25 protein-coding genes are annotated in these 23941 nt (G+C 65.5%); 4 read left to right on the plus strand and 21 right to left on the minus strand.

Translation table 11 applies throughout. The annotated features are described in order from the left end of the window. Nucleotides 1-6 precede the first annotated feature (6 nt). Nucleotides 7-591, minus strand: coding sequence for a ubiquinol-cytochrome C chaperone family protein (locus ACYQ4T_RS23695; RefSeq protein WP_459859070.1), 585 nt, complete (start codon nucleotides 589-591; stop codon nucleotides 7-9). A 213-nt stretch (nucleotides 592-804) separates the two neighbouring features. Here ACYQ4T_RS23695 and ACYQ4T_RS23700 point away from each other — a divergent pair, with 213 nt between their 5' ends. Beyond that, entirely contained in the window at nucleotides 805-1266 is a 462-nt protein-coding gene (locus ACYQ4T_RS23700) for an outer membrane protein assembly factor BamE (RefSeq protein ID WP_459859071.1), read from the plus strand. A gap of 65 nt (nucleotides 1267-1331) precedes the next feature. Here ACYQ4T_RS23700 and ACYQ4T_RS23705 read toward each other — a convergent pair whose 3' ends face one another. Both ACYQ4T_RS23705 and ACYQ4T_RS23710 read right to left on the minus strand, forming a co-directional pair. Continuing rightward, entirely contained in the window at nucleotides 1332-2786 is a 1455-nt protein-coding gene (locus ACYQ4T_RS23705; protein WP_459859072.1) for a VWD domain-containing protein, read from the minus strand. Nucleotides 2787-3074: 288 nt separating this feature from the next. Then, nucleotides 3075-4172, minus strand: coding sequence for a sensor histidine kinase (locus tag ACYQ4T_RS23710; protein WP_459859074.1), 1098 nt, complete (start codon nucleotides 4170-4172; stop codon nucleotides 3075-3077). 329 nt (nucleotides 4173-4501) lie between these two features. Here ACYQ4T_RS23710 and ACYQ4T_RS23715 point away from each other — a divergent pair, with 329 nt between their 5' ends. Then, entirely contained in the window at nucleotides 4502-5287 is a 786-nt protein-coding gene (locus ACYQ4T_RS23715) for a Crp/Fnr family transcriptional regulator (RefSeq protein ID WP_459859075.1), read from the plus strand. An 80-nt stretch (nucleotides 5288-5367) separates the two neighbouring features. On the opposite strand, the gene ACYQ4T_RS23720 is transcribed toward ACYQ4T_RS23715, so the two are convergent. After that, nucleotides 5368-7470: a sodium-translocating pyrophosphatase gene (locus tag ACYQ4T_RS23720; protein WP_459859076.1), complete on the minus strand. Its 2103-nt coding sequence runs from the start codon at nucleotides 7468-7470 to the stop codon at nucleotides 5368-5370. 140 nt (nucleotides 7471-7610) lie between these two features. Here ACYQ4T_RS23720 and ACYQ4T_RS23725 point away from each other — a divergent pair, with 140 nt between their 5' ends. Further along, on the plus strand, nucleotides 7611-7961 hold the full coding sequence (locus ACYQ4T_RS23725; RefSeq protein WP_459859077.1) for a GFA family protein: 351 nt from the start codon (nucleotides 7611-7613) through the stop codon (nucleotides 7959-7961). Here ACYQ4T_RS23725 and ACYQ4T_RS23730 read toward each other — a convergent pair. The 5 genes from ACYQ4T_RS23730 to ACYQ4T_RS23750 form a co-directional block, all read right to left on the minus strand. Then, nucleotides 7958-8557: a LysE family translocator gene (locus ACYQ4T_RS23730; protein ID WP_459859078.1), complete on the minus strand. Its 600-nt coding sequence runs from the start codon at nucleotides 8555-8557 to the stop codon at nucleotides 7958-7960. The genes ACYQ4T_RS23725 and ACYQ4T_RS23730 overlap by 4 nt on opposite strands. Before the next feature lie 259 nt (nucleotides 8558-8816). Then, a complete protein-coding gene (locus tag ACYQ4T_RS23735; protein WP_459859079.1) occupies nucleotides 8817-10433 on the minus strand; it encodes an AMP-binding protein in 1617 nt (538 codons plus the stop codon). 209 nt (nucleotides 10434-10642) lie between these two features. Continuing rightward, nucleotides 10643-11425 (minus strand): methyltransferase domain-containing protein, encoded by a 783-nt coding sequence (locus ACYQ4T_RS23740; RefSeq protein ID WP_459859080.1) that lies wholly within the window; start codon nucleotides 11423-11425, stop codon nucleotides 10643-10645. Continuing rightward, nucleotides 11422-12624 (minus strand): MFS transporter, encoded by a 1203-nt coding sequence (locus tag ACYQ4T_RS23745; protein ID WP_459859081.1) that lies wholly within the window; start codon nucleotides 12622-12624, stop codon nucleotides 11422-11424. The genes ACYQ4T_RS23740 and ACYQ4T_RS23745 overlap by 4 nt, the downstream gene beginning before the upstream one ends. Then, nucleotides 12621-13079 carry a hypothetical protein gene (locus tag ACYQ4T_RS23750; RefSeq protein WP_459859082.1) on the minus strand — a complete coding sequence of 153 codons (459 nt, stop codon included), beginning with the start codon at nucleotides 13077-13079 and terminating at the stop codon, nucleotides 12621-12623. Before ACYQ4T_RS23750 ends, ACYQ4T_RS23745 begins: the two co-directional genes overlap by 4 nt. A gap of 137 nt (nucleotides 13080-13216) precedes the next feature. Between ACYQ4T_RS23750 and ACYQ4T_RS23755 the strand changes: the two genes are divergently transcribed. Further along, entirely contained in the window at nucleotides 13217-13831 is a 615-nt protein-coding gene (locus tag ACYQ4T_RS23755; RefSeq protein ID WP_459859083.1) for an HAD family hydrolase, read from the plus strand. Here the strand turns inward: ACYQ4T_RS23755 and thiL are convergent. From thiL to ACYQ4T_RS23815, 12 genes are all read right to left on the minus strand, one after another. Continuing rightward, nucleotides 13828-14799 (minus strand): thiamine-phosphate kinase, encoded by a 972-nt coding sequence (gene thiL / locus ACYQ4T_RS23760; protein ID WP_459859084.1) that lies wholly within the window; start codon nucleotides 14797-14799, stop codon nucleotides 13828-13830. The two genes, ACYQ4T_RS23755 and thiL, sit on opposite strands and share 4 nt — an antisense overlap. Next, on the minus strand, nucleotides 14771-15277 hold the full coding sequence (gene nusB, locus ACYQ4T_RS23765; RefSeq protein WP_459859085.1) for a transcription antitermination factor NusB: 507 nt from the start codon (nucleotides 15275-15277) through the stop codon (nucleotides 14771-14773). Before nusB ends, thiL begins: the two co-directional genes overlap by 29 nt. Continuing rightward, nucleotides 15274-15738, minus strand: a complete 465-nt coding sequence (locus ACYQ4T_RS23770; RefSeq protein WP_459859086.1) for a 6,7-dimethyl-8-ribityllumazine synthase — start codon at nucleotides 15736-15738, stop codon at nucleotides 15274-15276. The genes nusB and ACYQ4T_RS23770 overlap by 4 nt, the downstream gene beginning before the upstream one ends. A gap of 9 nt (nucleotides 15739-15747) precedes the next feature. Beyond that, nucleotides 15748-16866, minus strand: coding sequence for a 3,4-dihydroxy-2-butanone-4-phosphate synthase (gene ribB, locus ACYQ4T_RS23775; RefSeq protein ID WP_459859087.1), 1119 nt, complete (start codon nucleotides 16864-16866; stop codon nucleotides 15748-15750). Further along, nucleotides 16863-17456 carry a riboflavin synthase gene (locus tag ACYQ4T_RS23780; protein WP_459859088.1) on the minus strand — a complete coding sequence of 198 codons (594 nt, stop codon included), beginning with the start codon at nucleotides 17454-17456 and terminating at the stop codon, nucleotides 16863-16865. The genes ribB and ACYQ4T_RS23780 overlap by 4 nt, the downstream gene beginning before the upstream one ends. 18 nt (nucleotides 17457-17474) lie before the next feature. Beyond that, nucleotides 17475-18656 (minus strand): bifunctional diaminohydroxyphosphoribosylaminopyrimidine deaminase/5-amino-6-(5-phosphoribosylamino)uracil reductase RibD, encoded by a 1182-nt coding sequence (gene ribD / locus ACYQ4T_RS23785; protein ID WP_459859089.1) that lies wholly within the window; start codon nucleotides 18654-18656, stop codon nucleotides 17475-17477. Further along, entirely contained in the window at nucleotides 18577-19035 is a 459-nt protein-coding gene (gene nrdR, locus ACYQ4T_RS23790) for a transcriptional regulator NrdR (RefSeq protein WP_459859090.1), read from the minus strand. The genes ribD and nrdR overlap by 80 nt, the downstream gene beginning before the upstream one ends. Before the next feature lie 30 nt (nucleotides 19036-19065). Next, nucleotides 19066-20352 carry a serine hydroxymethyltransferase gene (glyA, locus tag ACYQ4T_RS23795; protein ID WP_459859091.1) on the minus strand — a complete coding sequence of 429 codons (1287 nt, stop codon included), beginning with the start codon at nucleotides 20350-20352 and terminating at the stop codon, nucleotides 19066-19068. Nucleotides 20353-20388: 36 nt separating this feature from the next. Further along, a complete protein-coding gene (gene rpiB, locus ACYQ4T_RS23800; protein ID WP_459859092.1) occupies nucleotides 20389-20829 on the minus strand; it encodes a ribose 5-phosphate isomerase B in 441 nt (146 codons plus the stop codon). Nucleotides 20830-21012: 183 nt separating this feature from the next. Next, a complete protein-coding gene (locus ACYQ4T_RS23805) occupies nucleotides 21013-22170 on the minus strand; it encodes a branched-chain amino acid ABC transporter substrate-binding protein (RefSeq protein ID WP_459859093.1) in 1158 nt (385 codons plus the stop codon). Between the two features lie 132 nt (nucleotides 22171-22302). Further along, nucleotides 22303-23439: a branched-chain amino acid ABC transporter substrate-binding protein gene (locus tag ACYQ4T_RS23810; RefSeq protein WP_459859094.1), complete on the minus strand. Its 1137-nt coding sequence runs from the start codon at nucleotides 23437-23439 to the stop codon at nucleotides 22303-22305. A 159-nt stretch (nucleotides 23440-23598) separates the two neighbouring features. Then, nucleotides 23599-23931 (minus strand): DUF6867 family protein, encoded by a 333-nt coding sequence (locus ACYQ4T_RS23815; protein WP_459859095.1) that lies wholly within the window; start codon nucleotides 23929-23931, stop codon nucleotides 23599-23601. Nucleotides 23932-23941: the final 10 nt, after the last annotated feature.

Consider the following 23941-nt stretch of genomic DNA (forward strand, 5'->3'; position numbering starts at 1 on the left):
GGTTATCTAGTAATCCAGCCGGTCCGGTTCGAGGGGCGGGAAATGCAGGATGCCGCGCATCAGCTGGTCGATCGGCAGCGCCGCGAGCTCGGCATCGGCGCGCTTCAGATAATCCGCCATCCTCTTCAGGCATTCATCGACCGGCTCGGCCGTGCCGTAGAGATTGCGCTTCAACGCGAGTTCCAGCTCGGTCTGGCCGCCCTGGGATTGGAGATGGGCGAGGCCCGCCTCATAGGCCTGGAACCGGCCGTTCATCGCCTCGGTCATGAACTTGATGCGCCGGCCGACGCCGAGATCCTGGGCGCCCATCTCACGCACCGAGGCATCGAAATCGGCGAACATGACGTCATAGACCGCCTGCGCCACCGCGCCGGCCTTGTCGCCCTGCCCTTTCAGCCGACGAAACAGCAGGAAGGCGTGGAGCGCCACCATCTCGAACCGGCCGTCGATCGTGTCCGGGACCCCGCAGGCGGTGTAGAAAGCCGGGCGCCGGGCCTGGGCGGTCAGCGCGGCATAGAGCCGCTGCGCGACCACCTCCCGGCGGTCCGGCCCGCTCAGGACGCGATCGATCAATTTGCCGAGCACACTCACGAACGGTTGTCCACTTGGCGGATTTCCTTTGCTGCTGAGGCCCTTAACGTCGCGGTCCCGGGCCCTGCCTTTTCTTGACAGAGTGGGGGGTGGGTGCAATCTTCGGCCCCGCCGGCTGCATCAACGCCAAGCCTAGGCGCCGGGTGCCATGATTCGCAACATTCGGCATCCATGGCGCGGATGGCGCCGGGACGGAGAATCGGGGCCGCCACCATGGATATACGGAAAACCGCGACTGCGCTCTGCTCGGGGCTCTGGCTCCTGGGCCTGGCTGCCTGCTCGCCGACCATCCAGCAGGAAGGCAACGTTCCCGATGCCGACCAGGTGGTGCAGATCAACCCGGGGGTCGATGACAAGAACCGCGTGACCCAGCTTCTGGGCTCGCCTTCCGCGGTCTCTGCCTTCGAGGATCGCACCTGGTATTATATCTCCCGCCGCACCGAGCAGACCGCCTTCCTCGATCCGGAAGTGGTCGAGCAGGAAGTGCTGGCGGTCAGCTTCGATGCCCAGAATATCGTGCAGGACCTGAAGATCTACGGTCTCGAGGACGGGCGCATGGTGGCGATGGTGGACCGCATCACGCCGACCCACGGCAACGACCTCACGATCGTGCAGCAGGTGCTCGGCAACCTCGGCCGCTTCAACAATCCCGACAAGAAGAAGACGCCGTTCTAAGAGAGCGTCGACCGAAGCGAAGGCTCACACAGCGCGCTGAATAAGCAACGGCAGCTCGAACGGACTCATTGCACGAGGCGGATTCCGAACGCCCAGACCGCAATCTTCGCCGGGTCGGGGGTATTGCGATCGTGCGAACGGACCGTCCAGCCGTTGCCGGTGGGATAGGAATCGGTGAGCAGGCTGCCCGCTTGCGTGGTTGAAATCGCCAGTCCGCCACCGCCGATCACGCTATAGCCCGGTGGCAGAGCAACCGTTGCTTCCGCGGCGGATGCAGGATTGGCTTGGGTCGCAACGACCTTGACGATGTCGAACTTCTGACCGGTCGGCAGCGCCGTCAGCATGCCGACGACGTAAGCCGTGACCGTCGCCGGATCGGATACATCGTGGTCCTTGCTCGCCGCCACCCAAGTGTTCGGCGGATTGCCATCGTTGGGATAGCTCGCGATCAGAATGTTCCCGGCCCCACTATACGTCACTTTGGCGCCGCCGCCGGTCATCACGAAAGGCGGCGGCAGCGTCGGCGAGATCACGGCAGGGTGCGCGGCCACCTGGCTGGTTGAAGACAAGGTCACCAACGGAATCAGACCGTTGGGGTCGTAGATGCCGATCGCATAGACATCCATGGTCGCGATGCTTTGAACGAGGTGATCCTTTGCATCGGCCTTCCAGCATTGGCCATCGGGATAACTGGCCGTCATGTAGTTCCCCACGCCGGTGGTGCTGATGCTTGCACCGCCCCCGAGCAACCGATACCCCGAGGGCACGCACATCTGGGCCGAGGGATGGCCGGCCGCCGGCGATGTCGCCTTGAACACCTTCACCGCGCCAAAAGTGGCGGGTTCCGTCGGTGCCGTCGCGGCACCGGCATTCGCCGTCTGAGAACCGCCGAAGAGATCCTGGTTGCCCTGCGGGACCCACGCGGTCGCGAGGTTTGTGCCGTCCGGATACCAGATCTGCGGCGCAGTGAACGCGACCGGCTGACCGCCCGGAGTCAGATTGTCGTTGCTCGGGTCGCCGTCGAAGTTGCCGCAGAGCCCTCTGGTCTTGCCGCGAGCACCGGCGGGAAGCGAAACCTTGATGTTGGAGGCCCAAGTCGTTCCGATTTTCACAGCCTGGGCGATTTCCACGGCCGTCCCGTCGTTCGAGGTCAATCTTGCAACCAAGCTGCCATTGCCGGAGGTACCGCTCTGCGTGGCTGTGACACCGGTCGATTGCGCCGACCCCGACTGCAGCCCATTCGAATCAAACAGGTAGACAGTTTGGCCGAAGCGGACCGCAACCTTGGTCGGCGCAACTTCCTTGTTGTTCAGCGGGGCGGTGACGGCCTGCACCGACAAGGCATCGGAATCGATCCAGTTGAATGTACCGGCCTTCAAGACGTCGAACGTTGACGAATCGAACGTGGTCGTATGAACGCCCGCCAGGATGCGACACGCGGCCACTGCTTGCGCGTGAGTAGTCCCGCTGCCGGAGACGCAGCCGAGCAGCAGCGCAACAAGCATGCAGGACGCTTTCATTGCGACCTCCCTGCCCCGTGAGCGGCGGGAACTCCGCTTACTGGGTCATTGCATCAATTGTAATATAGTAAGCCCCCGGGCCGGCGCGCGGCGCCAGCAACCACAGTCGAGTTTGCGGCATGGAAGTCGCCTAGTAAAGGGGATGCGGAACCTGCATTCAAGGCTTCCGGTATCGGAAACCATAACCGCGGCGCGAATACAATAATGTGCCGCCCCCGTACTGATTGAGTCTTGATAGACATCATGGGCGCCCCATCCTTACGAATGATCCAGGGGCTTGAGGGCGCTTCAGGCCGCCAGAATTGAGAGCGGCAACAGGACCGTCACGGTCGTGCCCGTCGGGGCGCCGGCGCGCAGCAGCCGACCGCCGAGCTGCCGCACGAACCCATCCACGAAGCGCATTCCCAGGCCCGCCTCTGGGTTCTGTCCCGCGACGGCATCAAGGCCGACGCCGTCATCCTGTACCGAAAGCGTCAGCTCGCCCTCCCGGCGATGGAAACTGAGGACGATCCGGCCCCGCCCCCGGGGGAAGGCGTGCTTGATCGCGTTGGTGCCGAGCTCGTTGACAAGGAGACCCACCGAAACCGCATGATCGGCGTTGATCGTCAATGGCTCGGCGTCAACCGTAATCTCGATCGTCCCCTCCCGGTCGAGAAGGCTTGCACGGAGACCACCCGCGATGCCGGCGAGATAGGTGCGCATGTCCACCGGCCCGAAGGCATTGGACCGGGCGATCAAGTCGTAGAGGCTCGCTACGGCGGCGAGGCGGGTTTGCATCGCTTGGTATCCTTCGCGGCATGGCGAAAGCCCGCGACGGCTTTCCAAGGTCAGCAACCCTGAGATCACCGACAGCGAATTCTTGATTCGGTGCGCCAGCTCGGCTGCCAACAGGTCCTTGTGGCGATCATCCGCGACCGCCTTCGTCACGTCATCGAAGACGAGTAGAATCCGGCCGCTGTGATCGGCCGAGGGGTCGATCCGGCGCGCGTCGAGCTTGAAGATGCGCGGCCCGAGCCCCGGGAAGTCGTCCTCCACTAGAAAACCCTCGACCGGCGTGCCGTCTTGGATGAGGCGTTCCAGCTGGATCCTGAGCGCGGAAAGATCCCACCGCCCCTGATGCAGTTCACCGAGTTTCCGCCCGGCGACGGCGTCCGCCGCATCGCCGAACACCCGAGCGAAACTCCGGCTTGCCATGACGATCGTCAGCTCCCCGTCGAGGACCAGCAACGGATCTCGGATCGTGTCGACGATGGAGCGCGCGAGCTCGGCCGGACGCGTCGCCTTCAGGACGGCGTCGCGATCAGCGTCGATAGGAGACGGCGGCGAGATGGCTTGCATGTCGAAATCTTCCAACGAGAAACTGAGCATTCCAGCCTTGCGGTGCATTGACTCCCTGCCATGCTCCTCATGGCGCGGCATTCGCCCTCGGCGCTTGCGGCGCGCCACGGACGCGACCCCAGCGCCCGTCAAGAACGGCATCGACCCGCGGCGCATGGCGGCCGAGCCGGCAGGCGGCGCCTCCCGATGAAGGCGGAGCTTCAAATTCGCTCATGGAGGCTGGTTCGGCAGACTGGCCGAGCGGCCGGCGGCGCCTCCAAGAGGAGCATCGCAAACCGGTCCGATTTCTTGGAACCTAACCGAATCCGTGCAGGGGGTCTGTGCACTTGTGGCCACAACGCACCCGAAGTAACCTGATTGCGGCGAGCGGGAGCGTCATGCACGCGCGGACGGGAAAGACTCTTGGGGCGGCCCAGCCGGGCATCGCTTCACGGCCATCGAACAACCTGCTGTGCCGGTTGAGTGAGGATGACTTCGCGCTGATCGCCGGACACCTGGTGCCGCGCGAGCGGCGGGCGGGCGAGCTGCTCTACAACCCCGGCGACAAGGTCGAATACGTCTACTTCCCCTGCGACCAGGCGCTCGCGTCGTTTCTCGTTCCCAGCGAAGACGGTCGCGATGTGGAGACCGTGCTGGTCGGGCGCGAAGGCGCGGCCGGCGGCATCGTCAGTGCGGGATGGCTGCCGGCATACTGCCGGATCACCGTCAAGTATGCGGGGCCGTTCGTGCAACTGCGTGCCGGCGTGCTGCAGGAGGCCAAGGCCACCTCCTCGACATTGCGGAACCTGTTCACGCGCTATGCCGACTGCCTGCTCGCACAGGTCTTCCAATCCACCGCCTGCAACGCCATTCACACGATCGAGCAGCGGGCCGCCAAGTGGATCATCGCCGCCATGGAGCGCACCGGCGACCACAACGTGCCGCTGACCCATGAGCAGCTCGCCACAATGCTGGGCGTCGGGCGCAGCTACACCAGCCGCGTGCTGCAAAACCTGAAGGCCGACGGTATCCTGACCACCGGCCGCGGCAGCTTGCGGGTGCAGGACTTCGACCGGCTTGCCGCACGCGCCTGCGCCTGCAACGAGGCGGTGAAGAATCACTTCGAGACGGTTCTGTCGGGCATCTACCCGGACGAAGTCGACCGCGGCCGCAAGGCGATGTGACCGAGCCCATCTGCGCCCGAAACAAGAACCCCGGCGGATCGCTCCGCCGGGGTTTCGCTTTCAGTCGCTTCAGTCAGCGATCACATCGCCAAGTTCGCCAGCGCCGCGAGCAGCAGCAGCGCCACGATGTTGGTGATCTTGATCATCGGGTTGACGGCCGGACCCGCGGTGTCCTTGTAGGGATCGCCGACGGTGTCGCCGGTCACCGCGGCCTTATGGGCGTCGGAGCCCTTGCCGCCGTGGTGGCCGTCCTCGATGTACTTCTTCGCGTTGTCCCAGGCGCCGCCGCCAGAGGTCATCTGGATGGCGACGAAGAGACCGGTCACGATCGTGCCGAGCAGCATCGCACCGACGGCGATGAAAGCCTCGGCCTGGCCGGCGGCCAGATAGACCACGAAATAGAGCACGATCGGCGCCAGCACCGGGAGCAGCGACGGGACGATCATCTCCTTGATGGCCGCCTGGGTCAGCATGGCGACGGCGCGGCCGTATTCCGGCTTCGCGGTGCCTTCCATGATGCCCTTGATCTCCTTGAACTGGCGGCGGACTTCGACCACCACCGAGCCGGCCGCGCGGCCGACCGCCATCATGCCCATGGCGCCGAACAGGAACGGCAAGGCGCCGCCGATGAACAGGCCGATCACCACGTAGGGGTTGTTAAGCTGGAAGGTGATCGTGCTGGCGAGGTCCGGGAAGTAGTGCTTCAGGTCCTCGGTATAGGCCGCGAACAGCACCAGCGCCGCGAGCGCCGCCGAGCCGATGGCATAGCCCTTGGTCACCGCCTTGGTCGTGTTGCCGACGGCGTCGAGGGCGTCGGTCACCTTGCGGACTTCCGGCGGCAGGCCGGACATTTCCGCGATGCCGCCCGCGTTATCGGTCACCGGGCCGTAGGCGTCGAGGGCGACCACGATGCCGGCCAGCGAGAGCATGCTGGTGGCGGCGATCGCGATGCCGTAGAGGCCCGCCATGTTGTAGGCGACGATGATCGCGGCGCAGATCACGATCACCGGCAGGGCGGTCGCTTCCATCGAGACCGCGAGGCCCTGGATGATGTTGGTGCCGTGGCCCGTGGTCGAGGCCTGGGCGACGCTGCGCACCGGACGATAGGAGGTCGAGGTGTAGTACTCGGTGATCACGACCAGGAGACCGGTCACCACCAGGCCGACGACGGCACACCAGAACAGGTTCGCACCGGTGACGCTGATGGCGGTGCCAACGAAGGTCGTGCCGAAGCCGAGCACGAAGTGGGTGAAGGCCGCGATCAGGACGATCGAGATAACGCCGGCGCCGATCAGCCCCTTGTAGAGCGCGCCCATGATGTTCTGGCTGGCACCCAGGCGGATGAAGAACATGCCGATGACCGAGCTCACCACGCCGACGCCGCAGACCAGCAGCGGGTAGAGCATGAGCTGCTCCTGCGCCAAGGGATCGGCGAAGAAGATCGAGCCCAGCAGCATGGTCGCGACCACGGTGACGGCGAAGGTCTCGAACAGATCCGCCGCCATGCCGGCGCAGTCACCGACATTGTCGCCCACGTTGTCGGCGATCACCGCCGGGTTGCGCGGGTCATCCTCGGGGATGCCGGCTTCGACCTTGCCGACCAGATCGGCGCCGACGTCGGCGCCCTTGGTGAAGATGCCGCCGCCCAGACGGGCGAAGATCGAGATCAGCGAGGCGCCGAAGGAGAGGCCGACCAGGGCCTCCAGCATCGGCCGCATCTCGGTGCCGCTGTTGCGCAGGAAGATGTAATACCCGGCGACACCGAGCAGGCCGAGGCCCACCACCAGCAGCCCGGTGATGCCGCCGGCCTTGGCGGCGATCGCCAGCGCCTGGGCCATGCCCTGGCGCGCGGCTTCCGCGGTGCGGACGTTGGCGCGGACCGAAACATTCATGCCGATATAGCCGGTCACACCCGAGAGGATGGCGCCGATAATGAAGCCGACCGCCGAGAGCGGCGACAGCGCCACGAACAGGATGATGGCGACGACGATGCCGACGATGCCGATCGTCGTGTATTGCTTGTTGAGATAGGCCTTGGCGCCTTCCTGGATCGCCGCGGCGATCTCCTGCATCCGGGCGTTTCCGGCGGAAGCCGCCAGAACCGAGCGGGTCGCCCAGAACCCGTAGACCAGGGCCAAGACTCCGGCTGCAATCACCAGCCAGTACAACATCGGATCCATCATTCCATCCCTTTGAAAGTGTTCGTTATTCTTTGCTTGCCGTGCGCTGAATCGGCAGTACCCCCGCACCGCAAAGTCGGCGGAAGATACTGAAATCATTGGGGGGATGCAATGCGGGGCGGGTTCGCGCTAGCGTGCGCAGCATGCGCCAGACCTACCAGGGTTCCTGTCACTGCGGCCGGGTCCGATTCGAGGTCGATGCGGACCTCGACCATGTCCGGGTCTGCGACTGCTCGATCTGCCGGAAACGCGGCGCCTTGCTGCACCGGGTCGATGAAGACCAATTCCGGCTGCTGACCCCGCTCGCGGAGCTGACGCTCTATCAATTCCACACCCGGACGGCGAAAGACTACTTCTGCCCGAGCTGCGGGATCCTCCCCTTCCGCCGCCCGCGCACGGCGCCGCAGCAATGGAGCATCAACGTCCGCTGCCTCGAGGGCGTCGACTTCGATGCCATCCCGGTGAAGAGGCTGTTCGGCAGCCGGCTCGACTAGTACGGGATCAGAAGTGCTGCTGAGGCCAGCAGCAACACGGCAAAGCCGATGTTGATGATGCGGTTGGCGCGCGGGCTGCGGAAGAAGCGCGCGAGGCCGGCGCCGACCACCAGCCAGACGGCATTGACCAGGACGATGATGGCGAAGGCCACGGCAATCTTCAGCACCGCATCGGCGAGCAGCCTGTCGGCAATCAGCGTGTGGCTCGCAAACAAGGCCAGCATCGCCGCATAGCCTTTCGGGTTGACGAAGGACTGCAGCAGGCCGTCGGCGATCGAAGGCACACGGCGCTCGGTCGCGCCATCGGCCAGCGGCGGTGCCGTTGCGATCTTCCAGGCGAGATAGACGAAGTAGAGCAGCGCCGCGACGGTCGCGACGGGCGCGATGCCGGGGACCGCCAGCAGCATCGCCACGACGCCGCTCGCGACCAGCGCCATCACGCCCAGCATGCCGACCGCAAGGCCGCTCATGAACGGCACCGACCGCCGCGCCCCGAAGGCGGCACCGGCGGCGGCGAGACTCATCGTGTTCGGACCCGGGCTGCCGGCGAGGACCAGGCCGGCCAGGATCAGGGCAATGAGGGCGTCGGAGTCCATGGTGGGATATTGAGTCGAACTTGCGGCGTTGTCTTGTACGATCGTGAAGATCGCTTGCAGCAGCGCAGTAGCGGAACCATCAACCCCCACCCTCACCCGCCCCCATCTTGGGGTCGGGAAGATGGATAGGGATATCGCGTAAGGATGCAGTCTTCGCGATCTCTCAGTGCAGCTTCTTCACAAGATTCCCTTCCCCCAAGATGGGGAAGGCCAGGAAGGGAGTTGACAGTGCAAGCAGAACCTCGCTGCGACACTGTGCTCAAATCTCCTTCGCCTTCTCCCTGAGCACGTATTTCTGCACCTTGCCGGTCACGGTCTTCGGCAGCTCGCCGAAGACGATGTAATGCGGACGCTTGAATCCGGCCATGTGGTCCTTGCACCAGGCCTTGAGATCCTCGGCGCTTGGGGCGGCGACGCCATCCTTCAGTGCGACATAGGCGCAGGGCGTCTCGCCCCAATGGCTGTCGGGCTTGGCGACCACGGCGACTTCCCGCACGGCAGGATGCCGCGACATGATCTCCTCGACCTCGAGCGAGGAGATGTTCTCGCCGCCGGAGATGATGATGTCCTTGGAGCGATCCTTGACCTCGACATAGCCGTCCGGATGCATCACGCCGAGATCGCCGGAGCGGAACCAGCCGCCCTTGAACACCTGTTCCGAGGCTTCCGGATTCTTCAGGTAGCCCATCATCACCGTGTTGCCGCGGATCGCGATCTCGCCCATCGACTGGCCGTCGGCCGGCATCTCCTTGCCGGTGTCGGGATCGATCACCGTCAGGCCCGCGGAGGTGACGTAGCGGACGCCCTGGCGCGCGATCAGCTTCGCCTTTTCGGTGAGCTCGAGTTCGTGCCAGTCGGGCTGGATCTCGCAGAGGCTGGCCGGCCCGTAAGTCTCGGTCAGGCCATAGGCGTGGATTACCTCGAAGCCCATCTTCTCCATGGCGCCGATGACGGTGCTGGTCGGCGCGGCGCCGCCGGTCATGATCCGGACCTTGTGCTTCAGGCGCCGGGTCTCGCTGCCGGGCGCGAAGGCCAGCATGCCGAGCACGGTCGGCGCGCCGCAGAGATTGGTGACGCCATGGCGCTCGATCTTGTCGAAGATCTCCGCCGGCACGATCGCGCGTTGCACGACATGGGTGCCCCCGACTGCGGTGACGCCCCAGGTATAGGTCCAGCCGTTGCAGTGGAACATCGGCAGGGTCCAGAGATAGACGCTGTCGGGGCCCAAGCGACCGGCGAGCCCCTGCCCCAGCGCGTTCAAGTAGGCGCCGCGGTGATGGCAGACGACGCCCTTGGGATTGCCGGTGGTGCCGGAGGTGTAGTTCAAGCTGATCGCGCGCCATTCGTCCTTGGGCCAGTCGATTCGGCCTTGCGGATCGCCGGCGCCGATGAAGGCCTCGTATTCGACGTAATCGCCGCTCGCCGCATGCTTGGGCGCCGCGATCTCGACCACGGTCAGCTTGCGCTTCACCTGCGCCAGTGCCGCGCGGGCGACCGGGGCCAGCTCGGCGTCGAAGAGGAAGACCTTGGATTCGGCATGGTCCAGGATGAAGGCGACGGTCGGCGCATCGAGGCGGAAGTTGATCGCGTTCAACACCGCGCCGGCCATGGGCGCCGCGAAATGCATCTCCAGCATCGCCACGCCGTTCGGCGCGAGGACCGAGACGGTGTCGAGCTCGCCGACCCCGGCTTGGCGCAGGACATCGGCGGCCTGGCGGCAGCGGCGGAGCATCTCGCCATAGGTGATGACCCGGTCGCCGTCGATGATGGCACGGCTGTTGGGATAAACCATCGCCGAACGCTCGAGAAAGCTGATCGGCGTCAGCGGCTCGTAATTGGCCGGACGCTGCTCGAGCCCGGTGACGTATTTCTCCATGAAACTCCATCTCCCAGAATCCGCTGCTTCGAGCGGTTACTGAAGCGATGTTAGCAAGGGATGCGGCGCTGTCGAAACGAGTTTGACGCGGTGACTCGCACCCCACCCTAGCCCGCCCCCGCTTCGGGTCGGGGATTCTTCTCCCTCCCCCGATTCGGGGGAGGGTTGGGGTGGGGGATTGGGGTGGGGGTACGGAACAGCGTGGCAGTTTAATCGCGCGGTTTTCGCGCCCGCGCCCGCGCCGGGCGGAGCTCGCCCTGGTCGAGGACGACGGTGAGCGAGCGCCAGTCCTCGATGAAGAAGTCCCGCGATTCCGGGCCGAGGGCCTCGGTCAGGACGGGATGGAGCTCCCCCTTCATCCGCACCAGCTCCTCTTGCGCCAGCAGCCGTGACTGGTCGGTGATGTCCTCCAGCGTCACATCCTCGAAGCCGGCGCCGTGCAAGAACTGGCCGTACTCCGCCAGGGTCACCAGGTTGTAAGTGAGCCCTTCCATCTTGAAGAAGTACTCCATGTCGCGGCTGTAGGGGCCGGGCGACTTCATCCAGTCGCCGCAGGCGACGCTGCCGCCGGGCTTGAGCACCCGGAAGACCTCGGCGAAGAAGGCCGCCTTGTCGGGGATGTGCAGCCAGGCGTCCTTGCCGAAGACAACGTCGAAACTCGCATCCGCAAACGGCAACGGGCCCGGCTCGGTCAGGCGGATCTCGATCCGGTCCTTGAGCGACGAGTTCGCGATCCGGGCGCGGCCCCTCTCGACGATCAGCTTGGCGACATCGACGCCGGTGACGCGCGCGCCGAACACGCCGGCCAGGACCTCATCCAGGCCGCCGAGGCCGCAGCCGATGTCCAGCACCTGCTTTTCCCGGAGATCGAGCCCTTGGACGATCGCCCGCACGGCTTCGGGACCGCCCGGCGAGAGGAAGCCCTCGCCCCACATGATCTGCAGCAGCTTCAACATGCGGTCGTCGTATTCCTCGTGGACTTCTTCGCTCATGCCCCCTCCAGCGCCGGCTTCGCGGGCGCCTGCCGCGCCCAGCCCCAAAGCAAGGCGGCGGCGATCAGCGCCACCGGCACACCGGCCCCGATCAGCACCCAGGACCAGCCGGCCAGATGCTCGATCGTGCCGGCGATCAGCGAGCAGAGCGCCACCGAGGTGAAGATCAGGCAATCGTTCAGCGCCTGGATCTTCGGCGCCTCGCTGGGGCGATAGCATTTGGTGAGCAGGCTGGTGCCGGCGACATAGAGTCCGTTCCAGCCGAGGCCGAGCAGGATCAGCGCGATCCAGAAATGCGGCAGCGAGACCCCGTGGAGGCCGAAGGCGATGGTGCCGGAATAGGCGACCGCGCCGAGCGCCATCACCTTCAATTCGCCGATCCAGCGGATCACATGGCCGGTGAAGAAGGACGGGAAGAACATCGCCACCGCATGGGCGCTGATGACGCTGGCCGACTGGTCGAAGCCGAAGCCGCAAATCTTCATCGCCAGCGGCGTCGCGGTCATGACGAAGACCATCAGGCCGTAGCCCAGCATGCCGGCGGCCATGGCGACCAATGCCATCGGCTGGGCCAGGATCTCGCGCAAGGGTCGCGCGTGGACCGCGGCGCCCTTGGGGAGCACGGGCGCGAACTTGACCGGCAGCACGAAGAGGCAGGTGGCGCCGGCGAGGACGGTGACGATCAGGAAGCAGCCGGCGAAGGTATAGGGCGAGAGCAGGTCGTAGCCCTGCTTCGAGAGCTCCGGTCCGGCGAGCGCCGCGAGCACGCCGCCCGCCACCACCAGCGAGATCGCCTTCGGCCGGAAGCTCAGGGACGCGGCATCGGCGGCGGCGAAACGATAGAAGGCGGTGAAGGCGTTGAAGATGCCGATCACCATGTTGCCGAGCGAGAAGACCATGAAGTCGGCATGCAAGGTCGCCCAGAACATGATGGCGCCGCCGATGGTGCCGGACAGCGCGCCGACCAGGAAGCCGACCCGGCGGCCGTAGCGGCGCATCAGGAAGGCAGCGGGGAACATGGTCGCCATGGTGGCGACGAATTGCAGGCTGAGGGGCAAGGTCGCCAGCGCCTTGTCGCTCGCCAGCATCTGCCCGACCAGCGCCGAGGTCACCGCCATGATCGAGGAACAGGTCATGGCGACCGCGGTCGCCAAGGCGAGCAGGATGACGTCGCGATGCCGGAACGCCGGCTCGCTCACTCCGCTTCCTCCATGTTGGTGATCGTGACCTGGTAGACGATGCCCGGCCCAAGCCGTCGGTCACAGAGCTTCTGCAGCTGCCTCTGCAGCAGTTCGATCCGGTCGTTGTTGTTCGTTATCTCTTCGACCAGCTTGCGGGCCATCAGGCCGTGCAGCTCGACATTGAAGTCGTTGATCAGGGCGGGCATCAGCCTGCTTGCCTTCTCGCGCTTGTCCGCCGCGTCGAACAGCAGAGTGAAGCGGAAGAAGACGTGCTTCTCGATCTTGCCGTTCTTGGCGATGTTGATGACCAGCGCATCCTCGGCCCGCTCCGGGATGGTGAGCTGCGAGTATTGCGGCGGCGGCGGAGGCGGAGGCGGCGCATTGGGATCGGCGCGCAGATAGAACCACCATGCGGCGAAGCCGCCGCCGCCGAGCAGCAGCAGTACGATCAGGATGATCAGCAGCTTCTTCATGGGCCGGTGGTTTTCATGGGCCGGTGGTCTTCATGAGCCTGCGGTTCTGAGTCTCCCCTGCCCGCCGACTCAGACTGTCACTTGTCAAGCGGGACGGCAGTCTATACGACGCCAGCGGCGGAGAGGAACAGCGGAGGTTGGACTTGACCATCGAGGCGATGATCTTCGATTTCGGCAATGTGCTGATCGGCTGGGATCCGCATAACCTCTATCGCAAGCTGATCCCGGACGCGGCGGAGCGGGAGCATTTCCTGGCCGAGATCTGCAACGGCCCCTGGAACTGGCTGCAGGATGCCGGCCGCTCCTGGGACGAGGCGATCGCCGAGCGAATCGCCCTGCACCCCGAACGCGCCGCCCATATCCGCGCCTATCGCGACCGCTTCGCCGAGATGCTGACCGGCCCGGTCGCCGAGGGCAACGCGATCCTCGACAAGCTCCACGCGGCGGCCTTCCCCTGCTACGGCCTCACCAACTGGTCGTCGGAAACCTATCATGCCAGCCGGGAGGCGATGCCCTTCCTCGCCCGCATGAAGTACACGGCGGTCTCCGGCGACCTGAAGATGGCGAAACCGCATCCCGAGATCTTCCAGCACCTGCTCGGCGTCATCGGCAAGCCGGCCGAGGCCTGCGCCTTCATCGATGACTCGCCGGCGAACATCGCCGCCGCCAAGGCACTCGGCATCCAGGCGGTGCTGTTCAAGAACGACGGCAGCGCGACGGCGCAGCTGCGGGCGATGGGGCTTTCTGTCTAGAAATGCTGCCAGCCGGCGCTGCGCATGGGGATCTCGGCGCCGTCGCGGTCCAGCACCTTCACGCCGCTGCCTGAGACAACTTCGCCGATCTCGGTTGTCAGGTCGGGCGCCGAAAATCCCGCGGCGGCGGTGAACAGGAGCTCGTAATCGTCGCCGCCGGAGAGCAGCACCGGCAGCAGGTCGAGGTTGCTCGCCAGCGCCTCTTGCGCGCCGATGGAGAGCGGCACGCGGTCGGCGTGGATGATCAAGCCGCAGCGCGACGATTCGCCGATATGGCCGGCATCGGCGACCAGGCCGTCGGAAACATCCATGGCCGCCGTCACCTGGCCGCCGGCCAGCAGCGCGGCACCGAGCGCCAGCCGCGGCTGCGGGAGGTGATAGCGGTCGGCGAGCGCTTCGCGCTGGCTTGCAGCAAGTTCGAAGAGTTCGCCCTTCAAGACCTTCAAGCCGAGGATGCCGTCGCCGATCGTGCCGCTGACGAAGAGGCGGTCGCCCGGTTTCGCGCCGCGGCGCCGCAGCGCGCGGCCGGCCGGCACGATGCCCATCGCGGTCAAAGACAGCGTGGTCGGGCCGGGCGTCGCGACCGTGTCGCCGCCCATCAGCGAGATGCCGTATTCCTGCTGGTCGGCGGCGAGACCCGCCGAGAACTTCGCGATCCAGGCCTCGTCGATCTCGGGGCCGAGGGCGACGGTCATGAGGTAACCAATCGGCTTGGCGCCCTTCGCCGCAAGATCGGAGAGATTGACGCGCAGCATCTTGCGCGCGACCAGATCCGCGGGATCGCTGCCGAGATAGTGCCGGTCCTCCACCAGCGCGTCGGCGGTGAGAACCAGGTCATGGCCCGCCGGCGGCGCGTAGGTGCAGGCATCGTCCTCGAGGTCGAGCGCGCCGGAGAACCCCGCGGCCAAAGGCGCGAAGTATTTCCGGATCAGCGCGAACTCACCGGGGAGCGGCGCTCGGTTTCCCACGCCCCTGCTCCATCTCCGCCGGCCGCAGCAGATGGGCGAGACGGTCCAAGACGCCGTTGGCGAGCGAGGTTTCCTTGTCGCCGAGGAAGGCGTCGGCCACGGCCAGATACTCGCTGATCGCCACCTTCGGCGGAATGTCGGTGCGGTGCGCCAGTTCGTAGGCGCCGCCGCGCAGCACCGCGCGCAGGATGGATTCCAGCCGGTCGACGCTCCAGTCCTCGCTGAGCACGCCGGCGATCATGGAATCGAGATCGTCGGCGGTGGCGATGGCGCCGCGCACCAGGTTGCCAAAAAGCCGGATATCCGCGCTCGGCAGGTCTATCCCGTCGACGTTCTTGCCGATCCGATGCTCGGCGAATTCCTTGATGATGGTGTCCGCGGACGCGCCGCTCTGTTCCCACTGATAGAGCGCCTGCACCGCGGCGAGCCGGGCCGCGCGGCGTTCCATCGACTTGCCGGTCTTCGGTTTCGCGTTCACGCCGTGAGCCCGAGCTTCTTGCGGATGGCGATCATGGCGAGCACGGCCTCCGCCGCGCCGCCGCCCTTGTCCTTCTCGGTCACGCGGGCGCGGGCCCAGGCCTGGTCGTCATTTTCGACGGTCAGGATGCCGTTGCCGATGCAGGCGGCGTAATGGACACCGAGCTCCATCAGCCCACGCGCGCTCTCGTTACAGACCGTCTCATAATGCGTGGTCTCGCCGCGGATGACGCAACCTAAAGCCAGATAGCCATCGAACGGCTTCTTCAGCGTCTTCTGCTGCTGCGCTTCGATGGCGAGGCGGATCGCGCCGGGGATCTCCAGCGCGCCCGGGACCTGGAAGCGCTCCAGCGTCGCCCCGCCCTTTTTCAGCGCGCGTTCCGCGCCCTCGAACAGCGCGTCGGAGATCTCGGTATAGAACCGGGCCTCGACGACCATGATATGCGGTTTCTTGGCAGCCACGAGATCCTCTTAGGAAATATCGAGTGGAATGGCCTGCTGGCCCTCGACCGTGAGGCCGTAGCCCTCAAGGCCGACAATCGTTTTCTTGTGATTGGAAAGCAGGATCATGTTGCGCACGCCGAGATCCAAGAGGATCTGCGCGCCGACGCCGTAGTCCCGGAGTTCCGCCTTGCCTTTCGGCGCATCGCCGGACCGGCTCCTGACCGCGTCGGAGAGCGAGGTCGCGAGCGGCTCGCGGATCAGCACGATGACGCCCCGGCCCTTGCGCTCGATCTCGCGCATCGCCGCGGCCAATTCGCCGCCGCGGCCGGAACGTGCATCGCCCAGCACGTCGTCGAGGATGCTGACCGCATGCATGCGCACCAGCACCGGATCATCGGTGTGGAGATCGCCCTTCACCAGCGCGACGTGCTCCGCATGCGCCACGGTGTTGGTATAGACATAGAGCTTGAACGAACCGCCGAAGCGGCTCTCGAAGGTGGTCTCGAGCGTGCGCTCGACGATTCGGTCGTAGCGGCGACGATAGGCGATCAAGTCAGCGATGGTTCCGATCTTCAATCCGTGGAACTGCGCGAACTGCACCAGGTCGTCGCGGCGCGCCATCGAGCCGTCCTCGTTCAGGACCTCGCAGATGACACCGGCCGGCTGCAATCCAGCAAGGCGCGCAACATCGACCGCCGCCTCGGTATGGCCAGTGCGGACCAGCACACCGCCGTCGCGGGCGACCAGCGGGAAGACATGACCGGGAGTCACGATATCGCTCGCACCCTTCGCAGGATCGATCGCGACCTGGATGGTGCGCGCCCGGTCGAAGGCCGAGATGCCGGTCGAGATTCCGTCGCGCGCCTCGATCGAGATGGTGAAGGCGGTCTGGTGTCGTGTGCCGTTGCGCAAGGACATCAGCGGCAGGCCGAGCTGCTCGACCCGCTCGCGCTCCATCGCGAGGCAGATCAGGCCGCGGCCGTGCTTGGCCATGAAGTTGATCGTCTCCGGCGTCGCCATCTGCGCCGGGATCACGAGGTCACCCTCGTTCTCGCGGTCCTCGTCATCGACCAGCACGAACATGCGGCCCTGCCTGGCCTCTTCGATGAGCTCGGCGGTCGTCGATTTGAACTGTTCGAAACTCACTGCGAATCCTTGCCTAGAAGGCGCGCAACATATCGCGCCACCTGGTCGATTTCCAGGTTAACAGCGCCGCCGACCTGGGCCGCGCCGAGATTGGTAACCTCTTGTGTTATTGGGATAATATTTACGCCGAAGGTCGCGTCGGTGACCTCGTTGACGGTGAGGGATATGCCATCGACCGCGATCGAGCCCTTGGAGGCGATGAAGCGCATCAGAGGCTTCGGGCCCTCGAGGGTGATGCGGATGCTGCCGCCGTCCGGGCGCAGCTCGGCGATCCGGCCGACCCCGTCGACATGGCCACTGACCAAATGCCCGCCGAGCTCGTCGCCGACTTTCAGCGCGCGCTCGAGGTTCACCCGGGTCCCGACCTGCCAGCTGCCCAGCGTGGTGACCGAGAGCGTCTCCTGGCTCACCTCGAAGGCCATCCAGTTCGGACCCTTCTCGACCACCGAGAGGCAGCAGCCGTTGCAGCAGACCGAAGCGCCCAGCGCGATCTCGGCGACCGGATAGGCAGTCTCGATCTCGAGGCGGGTCACCGGTCCCGGCGTGATCCGCCGCACCGTGCCCAGATCCGTCACGATTCCCGTAAACATGCTTTTAAATTCAGGTATTTAAGAGGATTTCTTCCGGTAGATCTCAACCGTATCGGCACCGGCGGCGAAGAGCGCCGTGCGTTCGAAGCGGTTCATGTGCTCAGGGCTATCCAAGCCGATTTCGGCGACCGACGCCAGCCCATCCCCGCCGATCACCCCGGGCGCCCGGAACCAGTGGATTCGGTCCACCAGGCCGGCCTTGAGATAGGCCGCAGCGACGGCAGCCCCGCCCTCGATCAGGACTCGAGTGAGGCCGAGCTCGCCCAGCGCCGCCATCACGTAGGGCGGGTGCGGATGGCCCTGTTCATCGGTGATCACGGCGAGGACCTCGAGGCCAGCGTCCTTGTAGGGCTGGCGCAGCTCTTTCCGACCGCGCCCCGCCACCAGCACGGTTCGCACCTTGCTCGCGCTCTGCACGAGCTTGCTGGCAAGCGGCGTGCGCATTCGGCCGTCCAGGATGACCCGCACGGGCGAACGGTCTTCGAGACCCGGCAAGCGACAGGTCAGCTCCGGATCGTCGGCGAGCACCGTGCCGCTGCCGACCAGGATCGCGTCATGGTTGGCGCGCAGCCGATGGCCGTGCGCCCGTGCGCGCTCGCCGGTGATCCACTTGCTGTCGCCGCTCTTGGTCGCGATCCGGCCGTCGAGGCTGGAGGCGATCTTCAAGGTCACCATCGGCCGGTTGTCGCGCAGCTTGGTGAGGAAGCCGAGGTTCAGGTCCTCGGCTTCGCTGCCGAGCAGCCCAACCTCGACGTCGATCCCGGCATCGCGCAGGCGCTGGATGCCGCGGCCGTTCACTTCCGGATAGGGATCCTTGAGCGCCACCACACAGCGCTTGATGCCGGCTTCGACCAGGGCGTCGGCGCAAGGCGGCGTCTTGCCGTGATGCGAACAGGGTTCCAGCGTGACATAGGCCGTGCCGCCGCGTGCTTGCACGCCCGCCATGCGCAGGGCCTCGACTTCCGCATGCGGTCGGCCACCGGGCTGGGTCCAGCCGCGGCCGACGACATGGCCCGCCGCATCGGCGATGACACAACCCACGGCAGGGTTGGGTGCCACGCGCCCGAGGCCGCGCTCCGCCAGCAGGAGCGCGGTCCGCATGTGCTCGATGTCGGCGGTTTTACTCGTTGCCGTCGCCAAGCTTGTCGACGAAGGCCTCGAAATCCTTCGCCTCGCGGAAGTTCCGGTAGACCGAGGCAAAGCGGACGAAGGCGACCTTGTCAAGATTGGAGAGCGCGTCCATCACCGCCTCGCCGATGGCGTTGCTGCTGACTTCGTTCTCGCCCGAGCTTTCCAGGCGCCGCACGATGCCGTTCACGACCCGGTCCAGCCGTTCGCTGTCCACCGGTCGCTTGCGGAGCGAGATCTGCATCGAGCGCATCAGCTTCTCGCGGTCGAAGGGCTCGCGCTGGCCATTGCTCTTCACCACCGTGAGTTCGCGCAGCTGCACGCGCTCGAAGGTGGTGAAGCGCGCGCCGCAATTTGTGCATTGGCGGCGCCGGCGGATCGCGGCGTTGTCGTCGGTCGGCCGTGAATCCTTGACCTGGGTATCCTCGTTACCGCAGAACGGACAACGCATCGTCTCCCCTCAATTCGCCGCTACTCGCCCCTAGTTGTAGATCGGGAAGCGCTTGCAGAGCGCACTCACTTCCTTGCGGATTTCCTGCTCGACGGCGCCGTTGTTCTGCGGGTTCGCCGCCAGCGCATCCAGCACCTTCACGATCATCTCGCCCACCTGCTTGAACTCCGCGGTGCCGAAGCCGCGGGTGGTCGCGGCCGGCGTGCCCAGCCGGATGCCCGAGGTGATGGTCGGCTTCTCGGTGTCGAACGGAATGCCGTTCTTGTTGCAGGTCATGCCGGCATGTTCGAGGCTCGCCTCGGAGATCTTGCCGTTCAGTTTCTTCGGCCGCAGATCGACCAGCATCAGGTGGTTGTCGGTGCCGCCGGTGGTGATCGCGAAGCCGCCGTCGATCAGCGTCTTGGCCAGCACCTTGGCATTATCGATTACCTGCTGCGAATAGACCTTGAACTCCGGCTTCAGCGCCTCCCCGAACGCAACCGCCTTGGCGGCGATCACATGCATCAGCGGACCGCCCTGCAGACCCGGGAAGATCGCCGAATTGATCTTCTTGCCGAGCTCCTCGTCCATGGAAAGGATCATGCCGCCGCGCGGACCGCGCAAAGTCTTGTGCGTGGTCGTGGTCGCGACATGGGCGTGCGGGAACGGGCTCGGGTGCACGCCCGCGGCGACGAGACCCGCGAAATGCGCCATATCGACGAAGAAGATGGCGCCGACTGCATCGGCGATCTTGCGGAAGCGCGCGAAATCCCAAAAGCGCGGATAGGCGGATCCGCCGGCCAGGATCAGCTTCGGCTTCGTCTCATGCGCCAGCTTCTCGACCTCGTCCATGTCGACGGTCAAGGTCTCGGGGTTCACGGTGTAGGGCACAGGCTTGAACCACTTGCCCGACTGGTTGGCGGGCGAGCCGTGGGTCAGGTGACCGCCGGCCGCGAGATTGAGACCCATGAAGGTGTCGCCGGGCTGCAACAGCGCCATGAACACGCCCTGGTTCGCCTGCGCGCCGGAATGCGGCTGCACATTGGCGAAGTTGCAGTTGAACAGCTTCTTGGCGCGCTCGATCGCCAAGGCCTCCGCGACGTCCACGTATTCGCAGCCGCCGTAGTAGCGCCGGCCGGGATAGCCCTCGGCGTATTTGTTGGTCAACACCGAGCCCTGCGCCTCGAGGACGGCGCGGGAGACGACGTTCTCCGAGGCGATCAACTCGATCTGGTCCTGCTGGCGGTGCAACTCCTCGCCGATCGACTTGAAGAGATCGGGATCCTGCTCCTTCAAGGAGGCGGTGAAAAATCCGGGCATCGGCTTGTAGGCGTTCATCTGGCTATCCTCGTATTGCGACGGACACGCTGCCCGTCACCCCAGTTTCGCGACACGGTTTTGGTGGCGCCCACCTTCGAAGTCTGTCTCCAAAAACACCCGCAAACAGTCTTTTGCGACATCGAGCCCGATGATCCTGGCGCCCAGGCAGAGCACGTTGGCATTGTTGTGGAGGCGGGTCAGCCGCGCCGTCGTGGCGTCGTGGACGACGCCGGCGCGGATGTGGCGGTGCCGGTTGGCGGCGATCGAGATACCGATCCCGGTGCCGCAGACCAGCACGCCCCGCTTTGCCTTGTCCTCGGCCAGCGCGCTGGCGAGCTTCCCGGCGAAGTCGGGGTAATCGACGGAGGCGGAGCCTTGGGTCCCGAGGTCCAGCGGCGAAAACCCGAGCTCTTCCAGGGTGCCTTTCAGGGCCTCCTTGAGCTCGAAACCAGCATGGTCGCTGGCAATCGCGATGGTTTCCCGGTTTCCCGTCATTTCCGCCCGGCCGCCTAGGTTAATCGGGGCCTGGGGCTGCCCCGTACGCCCCGGGCCTGGAGGGCCAGAACCCGGAAGGCGCATACCATATCTCCGGCGCCGGGCCGGCAACAACCACAAACTAAGGGATGAGGCTCGGTCTAACGGCGGATTGGCACCCGGCCCCAGCCGGCCGGAAACGCATCAATCCGGCTGTTGCCGATATTGCCCGTTCTGCCAGGCATACCAAGCGTAATAGAGTTCCTTGAGATCGCCCTTGGCGTCCCAGGAGAGGTCGCCGATCACCGTCTGGACGTGGTTCGCCTTCAGCCATTCCGCCATCTTCCGGGCATCAGTCGAGTTGGTTCCGGCGGCCGCGGCGGCGAACACCTGGACCGCGGCATAGGCGTTCAGGGTGTAGCCCTCCGGCTCGTAGCGCGGATCGAGCCGGGACGGATAGTCTCCGTTCCGGAACTTGGCGACGACTTCCCTGGCGGCCGCGAGCCCGGTCTTGCTGCTGGCATCGGCGAAGCGGACACCGTCCGCAGCCGAACCCGCATAGGTGACGAATTCATTCGTGTTCAGCGCGTCGTCGGAGACGAAGGCGCCGTCGAAGCCTTGCTCGCGGGCCTGCTTGGCGAACGGACCGACCTCGTCATGGTATCCGCCGACGAAGACGACATCGATCTTCGCTGCCTTCAGCCGGGTGATCAGATCGGAGAAGTCCTTGGTGCCGCGCTTGAACGAACCCATCATCGCGGGCTTCAGCCCCAGCGCTTCCGCCGTCTTCGCTGTCTGTCCGGCGGTGTCGCGGCCATAAGGCTGCTCGTCATCGATCACCGCGAGGTTCTTGCCGGCATAGGCCTTCGCCAGCCAGGTGCCGGCGAATATCCCTTGGGCATCATCGCGGTTGGTGACGCGAAAGACCGTCGGGATGCCCTGCTCCGTCAGTTCCGTATTGCTCGACGAGGGTGTGATCTGCAGGACGCCCGCATCCTGGTAGACTTTGGCGGCCGGAATCGAGGTGCCGGAGCAGAAATGCCCGACCACGAAGACGGCACCCTGGTCGATCAAGTCGTTCGCAGTCGGCACGGCCTTCGGTGGCTGGCAGCGATCATCCGCCACCACCAGCCGCAGTTGCTTGCCCAGCACGCCGCCCTTGGCATTGATGTCCGTCACGGCCGCCTGGGTTCCCCGGCGCATCTGCTCACCGAACGCTGCGAGCGGCCCTTCCATGGGTCCGGCAGTGCCAATCACCAGTTCGGTCGAGGAGGTGGAGGCGGTCTTGGCGCCGCCGGCGCAGGCCGCCAGCAGCAGCATTGCCAAGATCGCCGACAGATTCCGCAGCAGGCGGGAGTTCATCGCATTCTCCTCCAAAGCTGCCGGATCCTAGACAGCCGCCGGTTGCAGCACAACGGCGCCGGCGAAGATGCAAAGAAAAAGGCCCGGGCTTGCGCCCGGGCCTTCCGTCAGCCTCCTTGCGGAAGCCGATGCTTAGTTCAGCGGCTCCTGGGTGGCCTTGCCGTCGTGATAGACGTACCAGGCATAGTTGACCTTGGTGAGGTCGCCCTTGGCATCCCACTTCAGCTCGCCGATCGCCGTCTGGAACGGATGGCTGCGGAGCGTGGCCGCAACCTTGTCGCCATCGGTGGTCTTCGCTTCGTTGGCCGCAGCGGCCCAGGCCTGGATCGCCGCGTAGCTGTTGAGGGTGTAGCCCTCCGGCTCGTACTTCTCGGCGCGGAACTTCTCGACCACCGCCTTCGCGGAATCGAGGTTCACGGCAGAGGCGCCGTCGCTGTAGCGCAGGCCTTCACCGGCCGGACCGGAGATCGACCAGAACTCCGCGGTGTTCAGCGCGTCGGCCGAGATGAAGTCGGCCTTGAAGCCCTGCTCACGCGCCTGACGCACCATCAGGCCCACGTCGTTGTGGTAGCCGCCGATGTAGACGGCGTCGATCTTGGCTTCCTTCATCTTCGAGATGAGGGCCGAGAAGTCCTTTTCCTTCTGCGTGTAGGTCTCGCGCAGCGCGGTCTTCTGGCCGGCGGCCTCGAAGTTCTTCTGGGTCTCGTTGGCGAGGCCCTGGCCGTAGGCCGACTTGTCGTCGAGGATCGCGACGTTCTTGCCGGCATAGGTCTTCGCCAGCCACGGGCCAGCGAACACGCCCTGCGCATCGTCACGGCCGCAGGTGCGCATCACGGTGGTGACGCCCTTCTTCGCCGGGTCATCGGTGAAGGCCGGGTTGGTCGAGGCCGGCGTGATCTGCAGGATGCCTTCCTCGATGTAGACTTCCGAGGCCGGGATCGACGAGCCCGAGCAGAAGTGGCCGGCCACGAAGACCACGCCCTTCGCCACGAGGTCGTTGGCAACCTGGCGGGCCTGCTTCGGATCGCACTGGTCGTCACCGATCTCGAGCTTCAGCTGCTCGCCGTTGACGCCGCCGGCGGCGTTGATGTCCTTCACCGCCATCTCCGAGCCGCGACGCAGCTGCTCGCCGAACGCGGCGAGGTCGCCCGTCATCGGACCGGCGACCGCGATGGTGATGTCCGCTTGCGCCGAGGCGTTGCCGAAGACGACGGCGCCGGCGGCCAAGGCGACTGCCATGGCGGTCGTGGTAACTAGCTTCTTGTACATTGGTAGCCTCTTCCCGTTGTTCGTTGCGTCCAATCGCTTTCTGCAACCGGACTTGTATTCAATCTTGCGCACCCAGTGTCGCGGGTCAACCCGCTAGCGGCGGCCGGTCGCGCAGCCCGGTCGCCGAAACGTTCCACTCACCTACAATTGTACGGCACGCTAGCTGCGTGCCCGCCATGAGAGCAAACTGGACCGCTCATACAACCAAGGGTACTGCTGCACCATCTTGCGCGCAAGCGTGATGCGGTGCGCCAGGAGCGCGATGACGATGATGATGACGGCGTCGAGCAGGTAGTGGCTGATCGAAAGCCAGTCGCCGCCGAACAGGGCGCAATCGATGAAGTGATTGCCGAGCGCCAGTAGCAGGCCGTAGGTCACGTTCTGCCATGCCGGGCGCCAGGTGTCGGCGATCGCCTGCCCCATCAGGAACGCGGCGAAGCCGAACAGGACGAGGGTGACGCCGAGGACTTCGCCGATGCTGAACTCGCTCATGCCCGCCTCC

This window comes from Dongia sp. agr-C8 (assembly GCF_054658695.1).